This window comes from Eubacterium sp. F2 (assembly GCF_046244355.1).
Classification (GTDB): Bacteria; Bacillota; Clostridia; order Peptostreptococcales; family Anaerovoracaceae; genus Aminicella.
In genome coordinates this window covers 2,385,660-2,405,071 of the sequence record NZ_CP176393.1, presented here as the reverse complement: position 1 = coordinate 2,405,071, position 19,412 = coordinate 2,385,660, and the positions used below count along the sequence as shown (strand labels likewise).

Sequence of the window (19,412 nt, the reverse complement as noted above, 5' to 3'; positions counted from 1 at the left end):
TGTGTTATTCTGTGCATGCAGCACAGATTCTGCTGAAATCTCTCCGTTTTCTCTGAATACAAGGATGGGGAGATTTTCGCATATCTCAAAGGCATAGAAATGAGGGAAAAAGAATGCGCAATTTGCAGCCGAAATTGAAAAGACTGCTGACAGCAGCTCTCATCCTTGCGGTTGCCGTCTGCTTTACTTTTTGTCCTGAGCTCTGGAGCAGCGCGGAAAGAACGGCGCATGCCGAAACAGAGACGGAGTCAGAAAGCAAAATCGCAGACGGAACTTACGTACCGTCCAGCTTCAGTTTTACCGGAGGAACCGGTAAGGTAAAGATTACCTGCAGCTGGGTGAAGATTACCGACAGAAAGGCGGAAGCAGAAATTGTCTTTCACAGCTCCTATTACAACAGCATGACAATCGGAGATAAAACCTACACGTCGAAAGTCAGTGAGAGCGCGGGAACAGCTTCATTTACGGTGCCGGTGAACCTGAATGCCGCGACGGTTGTGCATGCCGTTACCACCAGAATGTCGGAAGCGCACAGCATTGAATACACCCTGCATGTGGGCCTGAAGGGGAAGCTGAAAACCTACAATAGCAAGAGCTCGAACTCCGGCAAAAAGAATTCATCGTCCGATTCCGGAAAAAAGAACTCCGGAAACTTCGATTATGACAAGGCGATCAAGAAGACTTCCTCTGCAAAAGACAAGAAGCGGGAAAAATCCTATTTCAAAAATGGAAAACTGAAGGACGGCACTTACCGGGTGCAGGCCTGGACCGACCACTATATGTTCAACATCCAGCCCTATAAAGGCGGAACCTACGCGATTCTGAAGGTGAAAAACGGGAAAATGAAGGTGCAGCTGACGCTGACCGGCCAGGGATACGACTATGTCTACCCGGGTACCAAAGCCCAGGCAGAGAAGGCGCCGAAGTCGAAGTGGTGTCACTACAAGGAGCACAACAACTACTATTCCTACATTTTCCCTGTGAAAAAGCTGAATAAGAAATTTGCTCTGGCGGGGCATTCCAAGAGAGAAAACCGCTGGTATGCCCATACCGCAAAAATTTACACGGCTGGAATCCGGAAGGTTGCTTCCTCCGCGACGAACATTCCGAAAGACCGGAACACGACCAAGAGAAGAAGCAGCACAACGGGAACAACCACACAGAAAGTCTTCCGCAACAATCATAAGAAGGACCGCGTGTCCAAGTCCACGAAGGATACTTCTGGCAGCACTTCCAAAGTCAACAGCCATGCCGGGCTCAGGGACGGCGTCTACACACCGAGTACCTTCAGCTGGTCCGGCGGAAGCGGAAGACTGAAGGGAATTTCCTGTAACAAGATCGCTGTGACCAATGGAAAGGCCTACGCGACAATCGTCTTCCAGAGTCCGCACTACGACTACCTCCGGGCAGACGGCAGGACCTTTACCGGAAAGCAGGGCGCCGACACGTCGACTTTTGTCATTCCAGTAAAACTGAACGCGAATAACACCGTCGTCGGCCGGACGACCGTCATGTCCCAGCCCCACTGGATTACCTATACACTCTATATCGGTCTGACCGGACAGGGCGGGTCTTCCTCGTCTTCATCTTCACAGCAGCTGAAGGGAGGACAAAAGAAACTGTCCAAGAAGGCACCGGTCATTGCCGGCCTGAAAAGCAGATCGGAAATCAAGGCGGAAAATGCGAAACTCTTCCGGATTTTCCAGTATAACCACGGGGTCGTTCTGGTGCAGGTGGATATGGAAAAAGATACCAGTACCAGAAAGGCAGTCGGCTATAAAGAGAAAAAGACAAAGGTCACCGAAGACCGGGATGAGATCGAGCAGAAAGAAGGAAAAACCCAGAGCGAGCGAACGCAGGAACTGTATAAGGGAAATGTCATCAATTACCTGATCGTTCCGAAGGGCGCTTCGATTCCGGCGGGACTGGACAAGGCCTGTGTGATCATCCGCACGCCGAAGAAGGGCTATACGGCTTCTCAGAGTGCGCTGAGATTTGCAGGAATCCTGAATCAGTCCGGGAAATTTACTTCGCTGGGATTCAGCAGACAGAAAGCATACAGCAGTCTGTCTGCAAGCCAGGAGCAGGGGATGCGTGTACGTGTGAAAAACGGAAAAATCCAGTTTCCGGGGAAATGGCAGAATGTGAATTACCGTGACCTGGTGGAGAGCCAGGCGGACCTGTGCATCCTTCCTTCCGGAGCACTTCCTCATGAGATTAAAAACCTGAATGCCGCTGCATCGGGCAGCGGGAGCAGCTCATCCGCATCGGCATCTTCCATCGCAAAAGAACATCCGGTCAAACATTTCTTTGCGTCGATTATCGGAATTCTTCCGGAAAAAATGCTCGTGAAGAGCCTGCGTTCATTTGTAGAGACCTACGCGCCGTCTTCTCATGCGGCATCCGGAAAAGGCAGCAGGCAGATGACAGAAAAAGAAAAGGCGCAGAAACAGTACCGGCAGCTGGATAAGACCATTCAGCTCTTTACCGCGATGCAGACGCCGGTTTTGATTGACCGCTCTGCAAGAGAGAAAACAAAACTTGCAAAGGCGGAGTGGATCAAAGTCTACGGAGCGATTTTTGGATGTGAGGACGATGCGCAGAGCTGGTACAGCAGTTATGAAAAAGCCCAGCAGGAGTAAGCGGGGCTGTCCCGGTTGTATGAAGAGGCGGAATGGAAACTTCTTCCTTTCCGCCAGCTAAGGAAAAAAGCAGAAAGAAAAGTGATAACAGAATGATGAAGAGCAGTAAATTTATGAGATTCAAGAAAGCAGGCGTGCTTCTTCTGGCCGTGATCATGGCGGCAGTCATGCTGACAGGATGCGGCGGTTCTTCTGGATCAGGCAGCAGCTCCGGTTCTTCTGGTTCGGCGTCCTCTTCTTCCGGACATCCGGAAATTTCCGGTCTGACCTATCAGTCAAAAATCAAACTGGACTACGCGAAACAGTTCAGCATCTACCGCTATAAAGGTGGTTACAGTGTGATTGACATCAAGCAGGAAGGGAAATGCCTGGTCATCCCGCAGGGAAAGAAGAAGCCGGAGAATCTTCCAAAGAAGATTACCGTCATCCGTCAGCCGCTGAAAAACGTCTATCTGGCGGCAACCGCCGTCATGTCCCTGTGCTGTGACATCCACGGAGACAGTGTCATCACCATGAGTTCCATAAGGGCCTCAGAATGGTCCTTCCAGGAACCGAAAAAGCGCATGGAAAATAAAGAGATGGTGTTTGCCGGGAAGTACAGCGAGCCGGATTATGAGCTTCTGGTCAAGAAAAAATGCGACCTGGCTCTGGAATCGACGATGATTTATCATACGCCGGAAGTCAAGGAAATGATTGAAAAACTCCATATTCCAGTCCTGGTCGACCGCTCCAGCTATGAAGATACGCCGATGGGTCGCATGGAATGGATCAAGATGTACGGTGTGCTTTTTAACAGAGAGTCCGAAGCCCAGAAGTTTTTCAAGGCACAGGAGGCCAAGACGAAGAATCTGAAGAAAGGTTCTCATAAGACGGTGGCCTTCTTCTATATCTCAACCGATGGAAAAGCGGTTGTAAGACGTTCGGATGACTATGTTCCGGCGATGATCAAGATGGCCGGCGGCACGTATGCCTATGAATCTGTCGGAAAGAACAGTTCCAGTATTTCCGTTCCGATGAACATGGAGAAATTCTACGAACTGACGAAAAATGCCGATATCATCGTCTATAACGGCAGCATCGACAGCAGCGTGACGAGCATGTCCGCTCTGAAATCCAAGGATCCGGTCATCAAGAAACTGAAGGCAGTAAAGAATGGAAACTGCTGGCTGGCGAAGTCTGCGATGTATCAGCGTCCGGATCAGGCGGGAGATATCGTCGTAGATTTCAATACCCTGATTCAGGAGAAGAATCCGACAGGAATGCGATTCCTGACGAAACTGAAGTAAGCCGTAACCCAGATGCTGCTCGAGAGCTGTGGAGCGGTAAGGGATTTGCCAGGCTGATTGAAGATGAGTCTGTAACGCAGCCTGATGCCTGAATTTCTGAGCGCTTCGCTGCCAGACGACCGCCGGCCTGAATCCGGGCTTTATGCCTCCGGATTCAGGCCGGCGGAGTCGTAAGCGTGAGCATGCGCGAAGGGGGGCCGGGAGGAGTTCCAGGCACAGGCTGCGATGCAGCTCACAGAAAAAGCCTGGAGATCTGTCAACAAAAACTCCCACGAACTCTTACCACCATCGGTGATGCTCTTTCAGCAGGATTTAATCCATTTTTATTTCGTCCAGAGGACCATTGAACATCTCAAAACAGTGTTCAAAATCGGTGACCTGTCCGCCGAAAAGCGCTGCTTCCATCGGATTCAGAGAATCCAGAAAGTCCTCAAGCTGTTTTTTCGTTCCTTCAGGATCAGCCGGCGGGGTCAGTGCCATATCCGCGTAAGCACGGAGCTTGGCAAAATACTGCGCCGTATCCAGATTGTTCTTTTCCCTTCCGAAGATGTGGAACATTTCATAGCTGTCCGTAACATCCTGATCCGTGATTTCCTCAAACTGGCATCTTCCGATGTAATAGTAGTGATCGTTCATCTTATACACAAAGCCCGGGTAATGGGTCAGTTTGTATACGAGTTCATAAGACATAGTTCTTCTTTCCTTTCTGACCGGATTTCAAGCTGCCGGCCGTCATCCATTTTCCGGATTTTCACATCCGCTTTCTCAGATTACGGAATAAAACTGAGAGAATTCATAATTCTCTATTAATATATTTATGAAATACATTAACGCTCTGTATTCCCATAATTTTATTTTAACGTGGTAAAATATTTTGTAAAGTGCGGCGGGTGGCTTTCTTGAGCAAGAGGGCAAAAAAACATAGTGGTACATCCGAATACCGGAATGACAGCAGCTGCGCACGGACAGTAAAGGAAGGATGGAAATTGAACGATGATGTGGGATAAGGAAATTGATCTTCATGATATTGATGGATTATGTGCGGGAAATGTGCAGGATAGAGAGGCGGAGACGGGAGTAACCGCACTCGTCTTTCCAGAAGGAGCATCGGCAGGCTGCAAGATCAGCGGGGGCGGCCCGGCATCCCGGGAAACCGGTCTGACTTACTCAGAGACAGCAGAAAACCGGATTCACAGCATTGTGCTTTCCGGAGGCTCCGCCTTTGGCCTAGCGGCCTCTCAGGGTGTCATGGAGTGCCTGGAGAAGCATGGAATAGGATACCAGACCCCGTTCGCGAAAGTCCCTCTGGTCTGTCAGTCCTGTATTTATGACCTGAACTACGGCCGGTCTGATGTCCGCCCGGACCCGGCGATGGGCTTTCAGGCCTGTGAAAATGCGCTTAAGCATCAGCCCCTTGCCATGGGAAATTATGGAGCCGGGACAGGAGCGACCGTCGGAAAGCTGAAAACCATGCGGAACGCCAGCAAGTCCGGCCTCGGCTGCTTTGCGGCTCAGCTTGGTGATTTGAAGATGGCGGCCATCGTCTCCGTCAATGCAATGGGCGACGTTTACGATCCGTCGACTGGTGAGAAACTCGCAGGCATGCGCAGCGACGACCGGAAGTCCTGGCTGGACGCCGAGGACTGTATGGCGCAGCTTTACCGTGCTTCCCGGACAAAAAGCAATGCGCAAGAGGCCGGATCCGGCACGGCCCTGCAGAATACCACCATCGGCGCAGTGGTGACGAACGCAGCCTTTACGAAGCCGCAGATGAATAAAATCGCCGCCATGACGCTGAACGCCTACGCCCGCTGCATCCGCCCGGTGGCGACCATGTCCGACGGCGACACTGTCTACGCCGCCAGCATCGGAAAGATGCAGGCAGACATCAACCTGGCCGGAAGCCTTGCCGCCCAGGTCATGCAGCAGGCCATCGTCCGGGCCGTGACAGAGGCACGGATTTCAGAGGAGGAATTTTTTTCTCATATAAAGCTGTAGTATAGGGCTGCAGCCTTATACGCTTTATGTATAGAAACAAATTTGGAGTAAGATAAAAAAAGGAAAGCAGCATCAGGGGAGCAGGGAAGGAAGCAATGTCCGGGCAGAAGCAGACGGCCGCGAAGGCAGGTATTTCCTTGGCTTCTGTCCCGGGTCAGTCTTTTGATTCATTGAAGGCTTCTTCAACATTTTCGTATGGAATTATGGCCCTGAAAGTGGTAAATTTTTAAACAAAAGGAATGCAGTTTATCATGAATACGAGGATCTGAACGATTGAAAGGGGTCATAATGGATAAAATTGGAATTATTTTTGGTGGAAAATCTACGGAACATGAGGTATCACGGGTATCGGCCAGGTCCGTTGCAGAAGCTATAAATAAAGATAAACATGAGCCGGTCCTGATCGGCATTACAAAGCAGGGGGAGTGGAAGAAGTTCAGTGGTCCGCTGTCTGAAATGGCAGATGGAAGCTGGGAAAAAGATGCGGAACCGTTTTCTCCAGGACAGCTGAAGGATCTGGATCTGATTTTCCCGGTGCTGCATGGAAAATACGGTGAGGACGGAACCATCCAGGGCCTGTTTGAAATGCTGCACGTTCCTTATGCCGGATGCGGCGTTCTGGCATCCTCTCTGGCCATGGACAAGGCGGCTTCCAAGCTGATTTTCCAGAGCTGCGGCCTTCCGACTCCGGATTTCCAGCTGATCCTCAGAGAGGAACTTTCCGATCATCTGGAAGAGGCGGCGGACCGCTGTGAAAAAACTCTCGTCTATCCGATGTTCGTCAAGCCGGCCAATACCGGATCCAGCGTGGGCATTTCCAAGGTCAGAGATCGTGACGAGCTGAGACAGGGAATCCTTGAAGCAGCGCGTTTTGACAGAAGAATCGTTGTAGAGAACGGTGTGGATGCCCTGGAAGTGGAAACCGGCGTCATCGGAAATGACCGGCCGGAATGTGCGGCTGTCGGAAGCATTCAGGCTGCACGTGATTTCTACGATTACACAGCAAAATATACGGAAGACTCAGGAACCGTCATTCAGGTACCGGCACAGCTGGATGAGGAGCTGAGCAGCCAGGTCAGAGAAACCGCTGTAAAGGCTTACCAGGCGCTGGACTGCGCGGGATGTGCGCGTGTAGATTTTCTGCTTGATAAGAAAACCGGTGAACTGTTCATCAATGAGCTGAATACACTTCCGGGATTTACAAGTCTGAGCATGTTCCCGATGATCTGGAAAGAGCAGGGCGTCGGCTTTACGGAGCTGATTGACCGCATCATTGATTACGGTTATGAGCGTTTCCAGGATTCCGGGATTAAGCCGGAAGGCTTCTTAAATAAGTAAACGACAAAAGAGCGCCGGACCAGAATCCGACGCTCCCATAATGATCTCCGGGACTGCTGCACAAGGTTATGAAACGAACCTGTGCGGCGGTCTCTTTTTTTCTGCATTATTCTGCTGTCTGCCGCAGCTCCTGTATGACTGCAGAATATCCGTTAATGCTTCTCTTTTTGTTTTCCTGAGAATCTGTTTCAGAGGAAGATCATCTGATTTTCCGTGATCTTCAGACGGAATTGCCGGATGGTCGGCAAGCTCAAAGCGCTGGGGACTATTTTCCAGCAATTTGAATTTCCTGGCCTTACTTTCAATCAGGCCGTCCCGTTTCATCAGCTGAAGTGTACGCATCATGGATGCGCGGTCAACATGCAGATATTCTGCCAGATTGCTCAGCGAAATCGGAATATAGAATTCCTCTTCAGAAGGATTGAGAGAATGGATAAATTTCAGATAACTGAGCAGTTTATCACGCGTTGTCGGCTGAAACAGGATAGACAAATGCATGGCCATCTGCTGTGATTTCTGTGCAATCATCTGCAGCAGATTGTTTTGAAGCTGGATATGTGCAGAACACAGGCTCTCACACGGCGTAAGAAGATTGTGATAGTTGAAATGAACAATCTCACAGTCTTTCAGTGCAATGATGGAATAATGGAGATCCGGAATCGGCAGAGTAAACAGATCCCCCATAATATCCTCCTTCTCGTAAAAATCCATGACATATTCATCTCCGCAGCGGTCTGTCATTTCCAGCGCTGCCCTTCCCGAATATACAAAAGCCAGACGAGAAGGTTCGGATGCCGTATATTCCATAATGACATCATCTTGCGAATATTTTTTTATTTCAGGCGATAAGCAGGAAATCAATTCCTGTAAGGACTGTTCGTCAATCGAATCGAATAACATACATTTTTCCATGATAAATCCTTCCCGATATACAGTGATAACTGATTTCCCTGATAAAATCCATATGTTAACTAGTTTATAATAATGTGAAAGATGAATTAGATAGCAATAAAGATATCTACATACTTCATTTACATTTATTATATCATAATTGCGTTCAGCTTGCGTGAAAAACATGAAAAAAATTGAAATAACAGAAATGAACAGGATTATCAGGTTGGCGATGAACACCTGCCTTGAACCTTGCATAAATGATGAATAATAGGAAATGCCGCGGAGACAACGATAACCAGCGAAAAGTGGTAGTATATTGTATACCCATATTTCGCTTATTTTCTTCTCAGGACAGCAGGCCAATGCGGACCAATATAAAAAACTCCCTTTACGATCACCAGCGGCTTTTCCCCACTTTCTTTCTTAAAGAGAGCATATCAAAGTGCACAACTGCAGCTCGGTCAGCTTGTGGAAAGGTGTATCTGCTCTGATCTGCGGCCATTTCGGAAATGGTTCTGGAGTCTGATTACTAATCATAAATTTAATGTATTCGTGTATACATATGTGAAACTTTGTGAATAAGGATTTACAAGTCGTGCCGATTATGACAAAATAGGAATGTTGAAGGGCATTGAATAATAATTGCATACGAATTGAGGAGGCATCACCATGCGTTGTGTAAGAAAAGTAACGGAAGATCTGTACTGGATCGGTGGAAATGACAAGCGTCTCAGTTTATTTGAGAACATTCATCCGATTCCGGACGGAGTTTCCTATAACTCATATGTATTGCTGGATGAGAAGGCTGTTTTGTTTGATACGGCAGACTGGTCTGTCGGTGAGCAGTTTATGGAGAACCTGCATGCAGTTCTGAACGGCCGCAAGCTGGACTACATTGTAGTCAATCATTTTGAGCCGGATCATGCAGCTACACTGGGCCTTGTTCTGCAGGAGTATCCGGAGGCCAAGGTTGTCTGCACCAAGAAGGGACAGCAGTTCGGACAGCAGTTCGGATTCGATTTTGCTGACCGTTTCATTGAGGCTAATGAGGGTGATGAGCTGAGCTTCGGAAAGCACGTCGTTACTTTTGTAAAGGCTCCGATGGTACACTGGCCGGAGGTTATGGTTACTTATGATAAGACGAATGGTGTTCTGTTCAGTGCGGATGCATTCGGTTCATTTAAATCCCTTGACGGTGCACTTTTTGCCGATGAGGTAAACTTCGAGAGAGACTGGCTTCCGGAAGCAAGAAGATATTACACAAACATCGTAGGAAAGTATGGTCCGCAGACAACGAACCTGCTGAAGAAGGCAGCCGGCCTGGACATCAAGTACATCTGCCCGCTGCACGGTCCGGTCTGGAGAAAGGATCTCGGCTGGTTCATCGATAAGTATCAGAAGTGGGGATCTTACACACCGGAGGAAAAGGGTGTTCTGATCGTTTACGGATCCATGTACGGTCACACGGAGAACGCTGCGCAGATTCTTGCCGCCAAGCTGCATGAGAAGGGCGTACACAACATTCAGATGTACGATGTCAGCAAGACTCATGTTTCTTATCTGATCAGCGAGGCATTCCGTTTCAGCAACATCGCGCTCCTGTCCGTAACCTATAACATGAACCTGTATCCGCCAATGCAGAATTTTGTTGAGGATATGGGCCGCCTGAACCTGCAGAACAGAACGATTTCTGTGGTTTATAACGGAACCTGGGCTCCGGCAGCCGGAAAGTGCCTGAACAACCTGCTCTCCGGTCTGAAGAATATGAACGTCATGGAAGACCAGCCGCTGGTAAAGTCTTCTGTCAATGAAGATTCTGAGAAGAAGCTGGAAACTCTTGCTGGCGAAATTGCAGAGTCTATGAGGTAATAAAATACAGATAATATAAAATTGAGACGGCAGCTTCATGCCCAGACGGGACATAGAACGGCCGTCTTTTTCTTTGTCTTGGGTTCCAGCAAGCGGGTATTTACACAGAATTCCAGCATCATGTAAAATGTTTGTGCAGGTATTGACAATGATAGTAAATAATGAAAATGAAAATAGTGAGACTGTATTGTTGTACAGCAGTACAGACCAGGTCTAATATCGAGAATTTCAATTGTTAATCTACCGACTATAATGGTAGACTAATGTCAGATAGTTGAAGCAGGGGAAAAGATTATTTAATGTTTATGTGACGATTACATGTTATTTTAAGGAGGATTATGGAAAACAAAACGAATCAGACAACAAGTGTTCCGGCTGAAACGGCTAAAGTTCAGCAGGGATTCTGGAAACGCTGGGGAGGAAAAATTATTCTGCTCGCGATTCTGGTCGTATGCATTTTGGTTTACATGTATGTTCCATCCGTTCATCACTTCATGAACAGCATTGTGGCGATGTTCAAGAGCGGTGACTTTGGACGGATGAGAGCCTTTATCGCGAAGTATGGTAAATGGGCAATGCTGGTATCCGCACTGCTGATGATTTTCCAGTCTATCGCGGCGCCTCTTCCGGCATTCTTCATTACACTGACCAATGCGAATCTGTTCGGATGGTGGCAGGGCTGTATTCTGTCCTTCGTTTCTTCGATGGCAGGAGCGGCTCTCTGCTTCTACATCGCAAGAATTCTGGGACGTGATGTCGTAGAGAAAATCTGCACAAAGGGCGCACTGAATCAGATTGAAGTGTTCTTTGAGAAACAGGGAAAGAAATGTATTCTGATTGCCAGACTGCTGCCGTTTATCTCTTTTGATATCGTCAGCTATGCAGCTGGACTTACTGCAATGGATTTCGGCGGATTCTTCCTGGCAACCGGACTTGGACAGCTGCCTGCCTGCATCGTGTACTCCTATGTCGGAGGACTCCTGACCGGCGGCGCACAGAAACTGTTCATTGGTCTGGTCTGCCTGTTCTCATTCGCGATTCTGATTGCACTTCTTCGTCAGGTTTACACCATGAATGAGAAGAGGAAAAAGGCTGCGGCAGAAGCGGCGGGAAAAGAGTATGTTTCCGAGGGAATGTCTCCTGCAGTTATAATTGGAAAGCTTTATAATGCTGCATTCTGGGGAATGGTTATCGGTGTCTTCTGCACCAAGTCCACATGGCTCGCTATGCGTGTGAATGTTGGCTGGCTGTTCTATGCAGGCTGGGTGCTCACCTTCCTGCTCGCTCTGATGTTCACCAGCTTTAAGTGCGGGCCGAAGTTCTCGATCGTTAATATTGCTGTGTGCATTGTGCTCATGCTGATTGGAAGTGGCAATGCCCTGACGGTGACTCCTGCAGCTGTTGCAAGAATGGGAGTCGGACTCGTGTCTGTTCCATTTGGAACGGTAAATATGGTTATGCTGGCATTCATCATTGTAGGATTTGCCCTGGTTCTGCTTCTGAATTTAAGTAAGGCAAAGAAGCAGCGTGCGTAATCTGAAGATGGTGTTGATCAGGTATTCGTTATCTGCATAATTGGGAAAGGAAAGTTATTATGAAATCAAGTTTAATGAAAAAGCTTGTTGTCGGAGCTCTCGGCGTAATTATGGCGGTTTCTCTGGCTGCATGTGGTGGATCCAGTTCTTCTTCTTCTTCTGGAAGCAAGACAGACTACAGCAAGATCAAAACCGACACTTCCAAGAGAACGGTTACTATCTATGCAAAGGTCAATGGAACATACTTCACACAGTCCACACGTCATTATGTCGTATTTAAGGGCGGTTCAAACGGAGATAAGACCGTACTGACTGCTTATCCTTCTGAAAAGGATTTCTACGGTGCTATGATCAAGATCGGCGGAGAGCCGTGGGATAAGATGGTTCCGCAGAAGAAGGGTCAGAAGACCGGCGGACAGAAGGTTGACGTTACCGTATCCTGGAAAGGACATAAGGCTGTTCCGGCTGTCAAGACTCTGAAGACAGATAAGGGAACACCGAAGGTTGACTTCCGTTTCTCCGGAAACATTGAAAGAGCATATAAGAATAACACTGGATGCATTGCCTGCCTGGACAGCTGCGCTACAGGAATCATTTCCAACGCTGCTTACGGATTTGGTGACATCGAGGGCGGAAAAGTCAAGGTTATGGGTAACTCCAAGGTTCTGCCGAAGGACGGCACAGTTGTAAAGGTTACCTTTGCTCTGAAGGACTAGTAAATACTGCGGACTGTTGAAAGAACGTCAGTATTTCGTATGAAAAAGGACGAGAATTCCAGCATTGGGATTCCGTCCTTTTTCTGACTGTAGAAATGCGTTATACTGTCAGTGAAAATTCAGCGGAAAAAGGAGTCGATATGAAGTCAAGTAAAAATTACAGTGTAGAAGAAATTACAGATTTATTCATGCATGGGATCGATTGTTCTCAGGTTGTTGCCGCTGCATTCAGCAGCGAACTCGGCGTGGATGAAAAGGAGCTGCTCCGCCTTACTTCCGCGTTTGGCGGGGGAATGCTTGCAGGAAAAACCTGTGGAGCGGTGATCGCAGCATTTATGCTTCTCGGATTGAAATATGGACATGATCACAGGGATGATGCGGATGGGAAGACAGAGATCTATAAAAAGATGGCCCAGTTCCGTATGGAATTTCAGAAGAAGTACGATTCAGAAGAATGCAGCGGACTGCTGGGCTATAATCTGACGGATTCGGATGAGGCAGCGAAACATCAGGAGGAAAATCTGCTCCTCACCCGCTGTCCGGTTATTGTAAAAGACACGATTGATATTCTGGAGGGAATGCTGTAATGACGGAAAGAAGAGCGGTAATTCTGTTCACAAGAATTCCTGTTCCCGGTCATACCAAGACTCGTCTGATGCCTTATTACACACCTCAGCAATGCGCAGAGCTTCACTTCTGCTTTCTCAGAGACATCAGGAGAAACCTCAGCGGAATCGATGCGGACCTGTTTATCTACTACACCGGGCCGGGGGATCCGGCGGCGCTGACAGAAATATTCAGAAGAAAACTGCCTGAACCGCCCTCTGGCTGGCAGCATGGCAGCGGAAAGATTACCTACCGTCAGCAGGTCAGTCTGGATCTTGGCGAGCGGATGTACCAGGCCATGGAAGAAGTGCTGAACGAGGGCTATGACAGCTGCGTGCTGACAGGGACTGATCTTCCGGATCTGACAAAAGAAATCTTCGAAGACGCATTCACAAGGATGAAGACGCATGATGTGGTCCTGGGTCCTACAAGAGACGGAGGATATTATCTGATCGGCAGCAAGACGCCGCAGCATGTCTGTTTTGAGGATCAGGTGTACGGTGGAAGCAATGTGTTTGAAAACACTGCAGCGGCTGTTCTCGATCACGGTCTGACCCTGAGCCTGGCGGAAGTGCTGTATGACGTAGATACCAGAAAAGATCTGATCCACCGTCTGGACAGGAAGAGACGCCATCCGGAGAAAAGGTTTCTGGAGACAGACCAGTATATTCTGCAGCATCTGAAAATATCCGTAATTGTTCCATTCTGCAATGAAAGGAAACTTATCCGGCATATCCAGGGGGAAATCAAGAGAGGATTATCTTCTTGCGAGGTGATTTTTGTCGATGGGGAAAGTACGGATGGAACGGCAGAAAAAATTGATCCGCAGTACATTGTTCTACACAGCGAAAGGGGACGGGCAAAACAGATGAATCTGGGCGCCCAGGAAGCATCCGGTGATATTCTGTTCTTTCTGCACTGTGACACGAGACTTCCAAAAAATCCGCAGCGTGAGATCCGCAGGGTTTACGCCTCTCATCTGGCTGGATGTTTCCGCATCGGATTTCCGACAAAGCGCTTTCTCATGCTGACGAACAGTATATTATCAAACAGGCGTGTCAGAAATGACGGCATTATGTTCGGTGATCAGGGAATATTTATCGACCGCAGGCTGTTCTCGAAGATGGGTGGTTTTCCGGAAATTCCGCTGATGGAGGATTATGAACTGTCCAGAGAACTGAAGCGGTACGGGATTTCCATCGGGCTGACAAGGGCGAAACTGATCAGTTCGGACCGGCGCTACCCCAAGGATACCAAGGGAACGCTGCGCCTGATGAAGAAAATGTACGATATGCGGCAGATGTATCTGCATGGGATAAGTCCTGAAAAGCTTGCAAGGATGTATAAAGACGTCCGTTAGGCAGAGAAGAATCTCTGCGGAACAGGCTTCAGACAGCAGAATTTCCGGAAAGAAGAGACGAAAAACGGCTGAATCCGTTAATCAATGCATATAAGTAGGAGATATTATGAGAATACTGAGTATTACCGCGCAGAAGCCAAGCAGCACGGGAAGCGGCGTCTATCTGACGGAGGTGGTGAAGGCACTGGCGTCAGAAGGCCATCAGCAGGCTGTTGTCGCCGGAATCACGCATGAAGACATGCCGGTTTTCCCCGAGGGTGTGGAATTCTATCCCGTTTATTATGATACGGAATCGCTGCCTTTCCCGGTTGCGGGAATGTCGGATGAAATGCCGTACAAGAGCACGAGATACTGTGACTTTACAGATGAAATGACCCGGCAGTTTAAGAAAGCCTTTCTGCGAGTGATCCGAAAGGCGGTGGAAGAGCTGGATCCGGAACTGATCCTCTGCCATCATCTTTATCTTCTGACGGCACTGGTAAGAGAAGAATTTCCAGATCGCTGCGTATGTGGATTCTGTCATAACACGGATCTGCGGCAGATGGAGAAAAATCCAGTCAACCGGGAGTGGATCAGGCCCAGAATTCCCTTGCTGGATAAGATTTTTGTCCCGCAGAAACCGCAGGGTGATAAGACCATAGAAATCTACGGTGTCGACCCTGAGAAGATCGTCACGGTAGGGATGGGATTCAATGATCAGATTTTCCGGATTGATCCTGTGGCGCGGGCGGCAAAGGAATGCCGTGACAAGGAGCCTCACAGACAGAAATGCCTGGTATTTGCTGGAAAAATTGCGGAAAAGAAGGGTGTCATGAGCCTGATCCGGGCTCTGGACCAGATGGACATCCCGGCGGAGGAACTTCAGGTTGTTCTGGCCGGGGGCGCGGGCAATGAAGAAGAATACCGCACGATTAGGGAGATGGCAGAGAAATGTCCGTATGAAGTGAAATTTCCGGGCAGGATGGCGCAGGAGGACCTGGCAGAACTTTATAACCATGCGGACGTATTCGTCCTGCCATCGTTTTTCGACGGGATTCCGCTGGTCGTCATCGAGGCACTTGCCTGCGGCGACCGGGTTGTCGTATCCTCACTTCCGGGAATTGACCGCTGGCTGAAGCAGAATGCACCGGGAGCAGATGTCCGGATCGTGCAGCTTCCGGCGATGAAAAATACAGATGAACCGGATCCTGCCGGGCTGCCGCGCTTTGAAAACGATCTTGCACGGGCGCTGGAAGAGAGCCTTCTGAGCCCGCTGAGCAGGCCTGCGGATGTCAGCAGGATTTCCTGGCGCAGTCTGGTGAATACAGTGATTGGAAGTATTTCCGATTGGGTGGCAAAATAAAAGGAGAAGGAAATGACGGAGCGCAGACGTGTCTTATTTTACGGCGATTCAAATACATACGGATATGATCCGCGGGGGTTCCTGGGCGGACGCTATCCTTCCGAGCTGATCTGGGTCAGCCGTGTCCGGGAAGCGCTGAAAGACAGCTGGACGGTGATGACCGATGGAATGAACGGACGTGAGATTCCATCGTCTCCTCTGACCATGCAGGCGCTGGACCGGACACTGAAACGCTGCGCTCCGCTGGATCTTTTTGCCGTTATGCTGGGCTCAAACGATCTCCTGTTTTCCGACCCGGACCCACAGAAGGCGGCGGATAAGATGGAAAGGATGCTGGAACATGTAACCGTCGTTCTGGAACGCGAAAACCAGAAGGCGCAGGGAAAGTGCGAAAACCGGAGGGCGCAAGTGGAGCGCGAAAATCAGATGCCGCAAGGGAAAGAGAAGCGGGAAAACCTGAAAGCGCAGGGGAAACGCGAAAACCAGAAGGTGCAGGCAGAAATCCTTCTGATTGCTCCGCCCCTTGATTATTCAGACGGGGAGCGGCTGAAAAAAGCCAGCGTCCGGCTCGGCGTTCTATATCGCGAACTGGCGGAAAGAAAACATTACCATTTTCTGGATGTCGGAAGCCAGAACTTTTCACTGGCCTTTGACGGGCTGCATTTCTCCGAAGAGGGACACCGGCAGATGGGCGAATTCGCTGCCGGGGCGCTGGCGAAGCTGTAAGGGCTCAGATGAAGGCGAGAAAAAAATGGCAGAAGCATTAACAGAGTATACAATCATATAGGTAAATTATTAAATATATACTGTCTATTTATATACGAAAAACAATTTGTCTCATTCTCTACTGCAGTTTTAGAAGAATATAAACGCTCAGAGAAAAGAGGCCGCAGAAAATCAAAAGAACTCGGAAAAAGAATTCAGATAATTTTCTGCGGCTTCTTTTGCCGTTTCAGAATCGTGGTTAATAAATTATTTCAAAACAAATTTCGAGAACGTGCTATCTATCGATGAATTGCCGGGGCAATGTGAAAGAAAAATAGGAGCAGGCTGGTGAAGATAATGGAACAATGAAGGGAAATTTAGTATGTCGGCAGCATGAAGTGCAAGTATGCAGTATACACACTATCCTTTCCTCCGTCGACGGGCGCATGGTAATTAAAATTATTTAAATAAAAATATTGACTTAAATTCAAAAAACGTCTATGATAGGCCGTGTGGTTAAAATTTTTGAAGTAAAAACCAGCAGATTTTCGTCCATACGTCCATACAATAGTGGCTTGCAGATAAGTTCTGAAATCCGAGAGAATCTGAGAGGGACTGATCTGCATTATCTGTGAGTCACTGAGCTGCATGTGGAGGCAGAGTTTGCTGGATGCACAGAGAACTCAGAGACGAAGATCATTCGATTTCATACATAGAGCCGATCACAGGGGATACAGAGATATTCCATTAAGGAGGATCACAGATGGGTAAGACAGCACTTCTTTTTGCGGGACAGGGCAGTCAGTTCCCGGGCATGGGAAAAGATTTTTATGAACAGTATCCGGAGTTCAAGAAGGTGTTTGATCTGCTTCCGGCGGAGCAGCGGGAAATCGCTTTTTCCGGGAGCCGCGATCAGCTGAAGGAGACGGTAAATACACAGCCGATTCTTCTGGCGTTTGGGCTTGGAATATATGAAGTGCTGAAAAGCAGAGGCTTCCGGCCGGATATGACGGCGGGCCTGAGCCTCGGTGAGTATTCTGCTCTGACTGCGGCGGGTGTCTTCACGCCGGAGCAGGCAGTTTCTCTGATTCACTGCCGCGCGGAGGCGATGGAAGAGGCTTCAGCAGGTGTTCAGACAGAAATGTCCGCAATCCTGGGCCTTGACCGGGACAAGCTGATGGACTGCCTGAAGCGCGCATCTTCTGCGGGCCGTGTTGAAGCAGCCAATTTCAACTGTCCGGGGCAGATCGTAATTTCCGGAGAACAGGCGGCCGTGGAAGAGGCAGAGCGTCTGGCAAAAGAAGCCGGTGCAAGGAAATGCATGCGCCTGCCGGTCAGCGGCCCTTTCCATACATCTTATATGAAGCCCGCGGCAGAAGTTCTGGAGCAGCGTTTCCAGAAGGAATCCTTTGGCAGAATGGAATTCCCGGTTTATTTCAACTGCACGGGGAGGCCGGAGACTGCAGCAGACGGTCAGGACGAAGGCACAGTCATTTCCGATCTTCTGGTCCGCCAGGTCCAGTCGAGTGTGTACATGGAGGACACCATCCGGAACATGATTGAAGCCGATGCAGGCCGTTTCGTGGAAATCGGCCCGGGAAAGACGTTATCCGGTTTTGTGAGACGGACAGACAGAAGTGTACAGACAGTGAGCATCACAACGGCAGCAGATCTGCAGGCCTTTCTCGGCGAATAACCGTTAAAGAGTCAGTTTGCCGGTATCCGGAAAATGGGCCGGCCAGAAAGATAAGGAGATAAAAATGGGTGAACGGAGAGCAGCAATCGTAACGGGCGGTGGAAAAGGAATTGGCCGCGCCATCTGTCTGCAGCTTGCAGCGGACGGAAATGATATCGTTGTAAATTATGCAGGAAGTCAGCAGGCTGCGGAGGAGACTGCGAAGGAGTGCAGAAAGCTCGGCGTCGATGCGCAGGCTTTTCAGGCGGACGTGGCAAAAGAAGAGGATTGCTCCCTGCTGGCTGATTTTTGTCTGAAGCAGTTCGGAAGAATTGATATTCTGGTGAATAATGCGGGTGTGACGAGAGACAATCTGATCATGCGTATGGGGAAAGAGGATTTTCAGAAGGTAATTGATACCAATCTGACGGGGGCCTTTCTGATGATGAAGGCGGTCAGTCGTCCGATGATGAAGGCGCACTACGGCAGAATCATAAGTATTTCTTCAGTTTCTGCGCTGACGGGAAATCCGGGACAGGTGAACTACGCGGCGAGCAAGGCCGGAATTATTGGAATGACAAGGTCTCTGGCGAGGGAGCTGGCATCGAGAAAAATTACGGTCAATGCGGTGGCGCCGGGTGCGGTGGATACGGATATGACAAGGGCTCTGCCGGAAAAGACCAGGGAGGCCATGATTGCGGCGATTCCGATGAAGCGCATGGCAGAACCTGCGGATATCGCGAACGCGGCAGCATTTCTGGCAAAGGAAGAGTCGTCGTACATTACGGGTCAGGTGCTGAATGTCAGCGGCGGCATGGTGATTTAAGGAGGCATGGAATGAAGCTGAATAATGATGAAATCCGGAAAATTCTTCCGCACAGATATCCTTTTCTGCTGGTGGATAAGATCACGGATATGGAGCCGGGAGAGTACGCAAGGGGAATCAAGTGTGTATCTGCCAATGAAATGCAGTTTCTGGGACATTTTCCGCAGAAAGCGATGATGCCGGGAGTTCTGATTCTGGAAGCACTTGCCCAGACAGGAGCCTGCGCGATTTTGTCGCTGCCGGAAAATAAAGGGAAGATTGCTGTATTTGGCGGCGTGAAGAAGTGCCGGTTCAGAAAGGTCGTCGTTCCAGGGGATGTTCTGGAAATGTCCTGCGAGATTACCGCAAAGAAAGGGCCGGTCGGTTTTGGAAAGGCCTGCGCGAAAGTCGATGGAGAAATTGCTGTCGATGCGGAAATTTCTTTTGCCATCAGTGACGGTGAGGAATAGGCCTGGGTGTATGGAAAAAAGAGGCTGCTGCAGGCATGGCTTTGTCTTCTTCATGAGGATCCGTGTTTTCTCATGAAGTGGCATGGCGGTGCAGTGCAGCAGCCTTATTTAATTCTTGTTTTGTTTTCAAGCCTTTCCGCATGGAATCCTTAGGTCTGCCTGAAGATTTCT

At 49.1% G+C, this 19,412-nt stretch carries 15 protein-coding genes and 1 pseudogene; 14 read left to right on the top strand and 2 right to left on the bottom strand.

Annotation, left to right across the window (positions count from 1 at the left end; all coding sequences use genetic code 11):
- Nucleotides 1-113: 113 nt before the first annotated feature.
- A complete protein-coding gene (locus ACI77B_RS10545; RefSeq protein WP_409336771.1) occupies nt 114-2,642 on the top strand; it encodes a hypothetical protein in 2,529 nt (842 codons plus the stop codon).
- Nucleotides 2,643-2,755: 113 nt separating this feature from the next.
- On the top strand, nt 2,756-3,928 hold the full coding sequence (locus tag ACI77B_RS10540; protein WP_409336770.1) for an ABC transporter substrate-binding protein: 1,173 nt from the start codon (nt 2,756-2,758) through the stop codon (nt 3,926-3,928).
- Nucleotides 3,929-4,240: 312 nt separating this feature from the next.
- Here ACI77B_RS10540 and ACI77B_RS10535 read toward each other — a convergent pair whose 3' ends face one another.
- Complete coding sequence (locus ACI77B_RS10535) at nt 4,241-4,618, bottom strand: hypothetical protein (RefSeq protein ID WP_409336769.1); 378 nt, start codon at nt 4,616-4,618, stop codon at nt 4,241-4,243.
- A gap of 303 nt (nt 4,619-4,921) precedes the next feature.
- On the opposite strand from ACI77B_RS10535, the gene ACI77B_RS10530 reads away from it, so the two are divergent.
- On the top strand, nt 4,922-5,926 hold the full coding sequence (locus ACI77B_RS10530; RefSeq protein WP_409336768.1) for a P1 family peptidase: 1,005 nt from the start codon (nt 4,922-4,924) through the stop codon (nt 5,924-5,926).
- Nucleotides 5,927-6,214: 288 nt separating this feature from the next.
- Entirely contained in the window at nt 6,215-7,264 is a 1,050-nt protein-coding gene (locus ACI77B_RS10525; protein ID WP_409336767.1) for a D-alanine--D-alanine ligase family protein, read from the top strand.
- Nucleotides 7,265-7,330: 66 nt separating this feature from the next.
- Here ACI77B_RS10525 and ACI77B_RS10520 read toward each other — a convergent pair whose 3' ends face one another.
- Nucleotides 7,331-8,395 carry a Crp/Fnr family transcriptional regulator gene (locus ACI77B_RS10520; protein ID WP_409336766.1) on the bottom strand — a complete coding sequence of 355 codons (1,065 nt, stop codon included), beginning with the start codon at nt 8,393-8,395 and terminating at the stop codon, nt 7,331-7,333.
- A gap of 432 nt (nt 8,396-8,827) precedes the next feature.
- On the opposite strand from ACI77B_RS10520, the gene ACI77B_RS10515 reads away from it, so the two are divergent.
- The 10 genes and pseudogenes from ACI77B_RS10515 to fabZ all read left to right on the top strand — a co-directional run bounded on the left by ACI77B_RS10515 (nt 8,828) and on the right by fabZ (nt 19,241).
- On the top strand, nt 8,828-10,027 hold the full coding sequence (locus ACI77B_RS10515) for an FprA family A-type flavoprotein (protein ID WP_409336765.1): 1,200 nt from the start codon (nt 8,828-8,830) through the stop codon (nt 10,025-10,027).
- 467 nt (nt 10,028-10,494) lie between these two features.
- Nucleotides 10,495-11,118: pseudogene (locus ACI77B_RS10510) on the top strand (TVP38/TMEM64 family protein); the annotation flags it as partial.
- Nucleotides 11,119-11,621: 503 nt separating this feature from the next.
- Nucleotides 11,622-12,278 (top strand): YdjY domain-containing protein, encoded by a 657-nt coding sequence (locus tag ACI77B_RS10505; RefSeq protein WP_409336764.1) that lies wholly within the window; start codon nt 11,622-11,624, stop codon nt 12,276-12,278.
- Nucleotides 12,279-12,418: 140 nt separating this feature from the next.
- Nucleotides 12,419-12,865: a C-GCAxxG-C-C family protein gene (locus ACI77B_RS10500; protein WP_409336763.1), complete on the top strand. Its 447-nt coding sequence runs from the start codon at nt 12,419-12,421 to the stop codon at nt 12,863-12,865.
- The gene (locus ACI77B_RS10495) at nt 12,865-14,244 is read left to right on the top strand and encodes a TIGR04283 family arsenosugar biosynthesis glycosyltransferase (RefSeq protein WP_409336762.1); all 1,380 of its coding nucleotides are present in this window, start codon (nt 12,865-12,867) and stop codon (nt 14,242-14,244) included. The genes ACI77B_RS10500 and ACI77B_RS10495 overlap by 1 nt, the downstream gene beginning before the upstream one ends.
- A 106-nt stretch (nt 14,245-14,350) precedes the next feature.
- Nucleotides 14,351-15,586: a glycosyltransferase family 4 protein gene (locus tag ACI77B_RS10490; RefSeq protein ID WP_409336761.1), complete on the top strand. Its 1,236-nt coding sequence runs from the start codon at nt 14,351-14,353 to the stop codon at nt 15,584-15,586.
- A gap of 12 nt (nt 15,587-15,598) precedes the next feature.
- Nucleotides 15,599-16,312 carry a GDSL-type esterase/lipase family protein gene (locus tag ACI77B_RS10485; protein WP_409336760.1) on the top strand — a complete coding sequence of 238 codons (714 nt, stop codon included), beginning with the start codon at nt 15,599-15,601 and terminating at the stop codon, nt 16,310-16,312.
- Nucleotides 16,313-17,054: 742 nt separating this feature from the next.
- On the top strand, nt 17,055-17,987 hold the full coding sequence (fabD, locus tag ACI77B_RS10480; RefSeq protein ID WP_409336759.1) for an ACP S-malonyltransferase: 933 nt from the start codon (nt 17,055-17,057) through the stop codon (nt 17,985-17,987).
- 64 nt (nt 17,988-18,051) lie between these two features.
- Entirely contained in the window at nt 18,052-18,792 is a 741-nt protein-coding gene (gene fabG, locus ACI77B_RS10475; RefSeq protein ID WP_409336758.1) for a 3-oxoacyl-[acyl-carrier-protein] reductase, read from the top strand.
- 11 nt (nt 18,793-18,803) lie between these two features.
- Complete coding sequence (gene fabZ, locus ACI77B_RS10470) at nt 18,804-19,241, top strand: 3-hydroxyacyl-ACP dehydratase FabZ (RefSeq protein ID WP_409336757.1); 438 nt, start codon at nt 18,804-18,806, stop codon at nt 19,239-19,241.
- Nucleotides 19,242-19,412 lie beyond the last annotated feature (171 nt).

Coding starts and splice junctions, on each gene's coding strand:
- ACI77B_RS10525 (WP_409336767.1), top strand. CDS start 6,215: ATGGATAAAATTGGAATTATTTTTGGTGGAAAATCTACGGAACATGAG.
- ACI77B_RS10545 (WP_409336771.1), top strand. CDS start 114: ATGCGCAATTTGCAGCCGAAATTGAAAAGACTGCTGACAGCAGCTCTC.
- fabD (WP_409336759.1), top strand. CDS start 17,055: ATGGGTAAGACAGCACTTCTTTTTGCGGGACAGGGCAGTCAGTTCCCG.
- ACI77B_RS10490 (WP_409336761.1), top strand. CDS start 14,351: ATGAGAATACTGAGTATTACCGCGCAGAAGCCAAGCAGCACGGGAAGC.
- ACI77B_RS10505 (WP_409336764.1), top strand. CDS start 11,622: ATGAAATCAAGTTTAATGAAAAAGCTTGTTGTCGGAGCTCTCGGCGTA.
- fabZ (WP_409336757.1), top strand. CDS start 18,804: ATGAAGCTGAATAATGATGAAATCCGGAAAATTCTTCCGCACAGATAT.
- ACI77B_RS10540 (WP_409336770.1), top strand. CDS start 2,756: ATGAGATTCAAGAAAGCAGGCGTGCTTCTTCTGGCCGTGATCATGGCG.
- ACI77B_RS10535 (WP_409336769.1), bottom strand. CDS start 4,618: ATGTCTTATGAACTCGTATACAAACTGACCCATTACCCGGGCTTTGTG.
- ACI77B_RS10530 (WP_409336768.1), top strand. CDS start 4,922: ATGATGTGGGATAAGGAAATTGATCTTCATGATATTGATGGATTATGT.
- ACI77B_RS10500 (WP_409336763.1), top strand. CDS start 12,419: ATGAAGTCAAGTAAAAATTACAGTGTAGAAGAAATTACAGATTTATTC.
- fabG (WP_409336758.1), top strand. CDS start 18,052: ATGGGTGAACGGAGAGCAGCAATCGTAACGGGCGGTGGAAAAGGAATT.
- ACI77B_RS10515 (WP_409336765.1), top strand. CDS start 8,828: ATGCGTTGTGTAAGAAAAGTAACGGAAGATCTGTACTGGATCGGTGGA.
- ACI77B_RS10485 (WP_409336760.1), top strand. CDS start 15,599: ATGACGGAGCGCAGACGTGTCTTATTTTACGGCGATTCAAATACATAC.
- ACI77B_RS10495 (WP_409336762.1), top strand. CDS start 12,865: ATGACGGAAAGAAGAGCGGTAATTCTGTTCACAAGAATTCCTGTTCCC.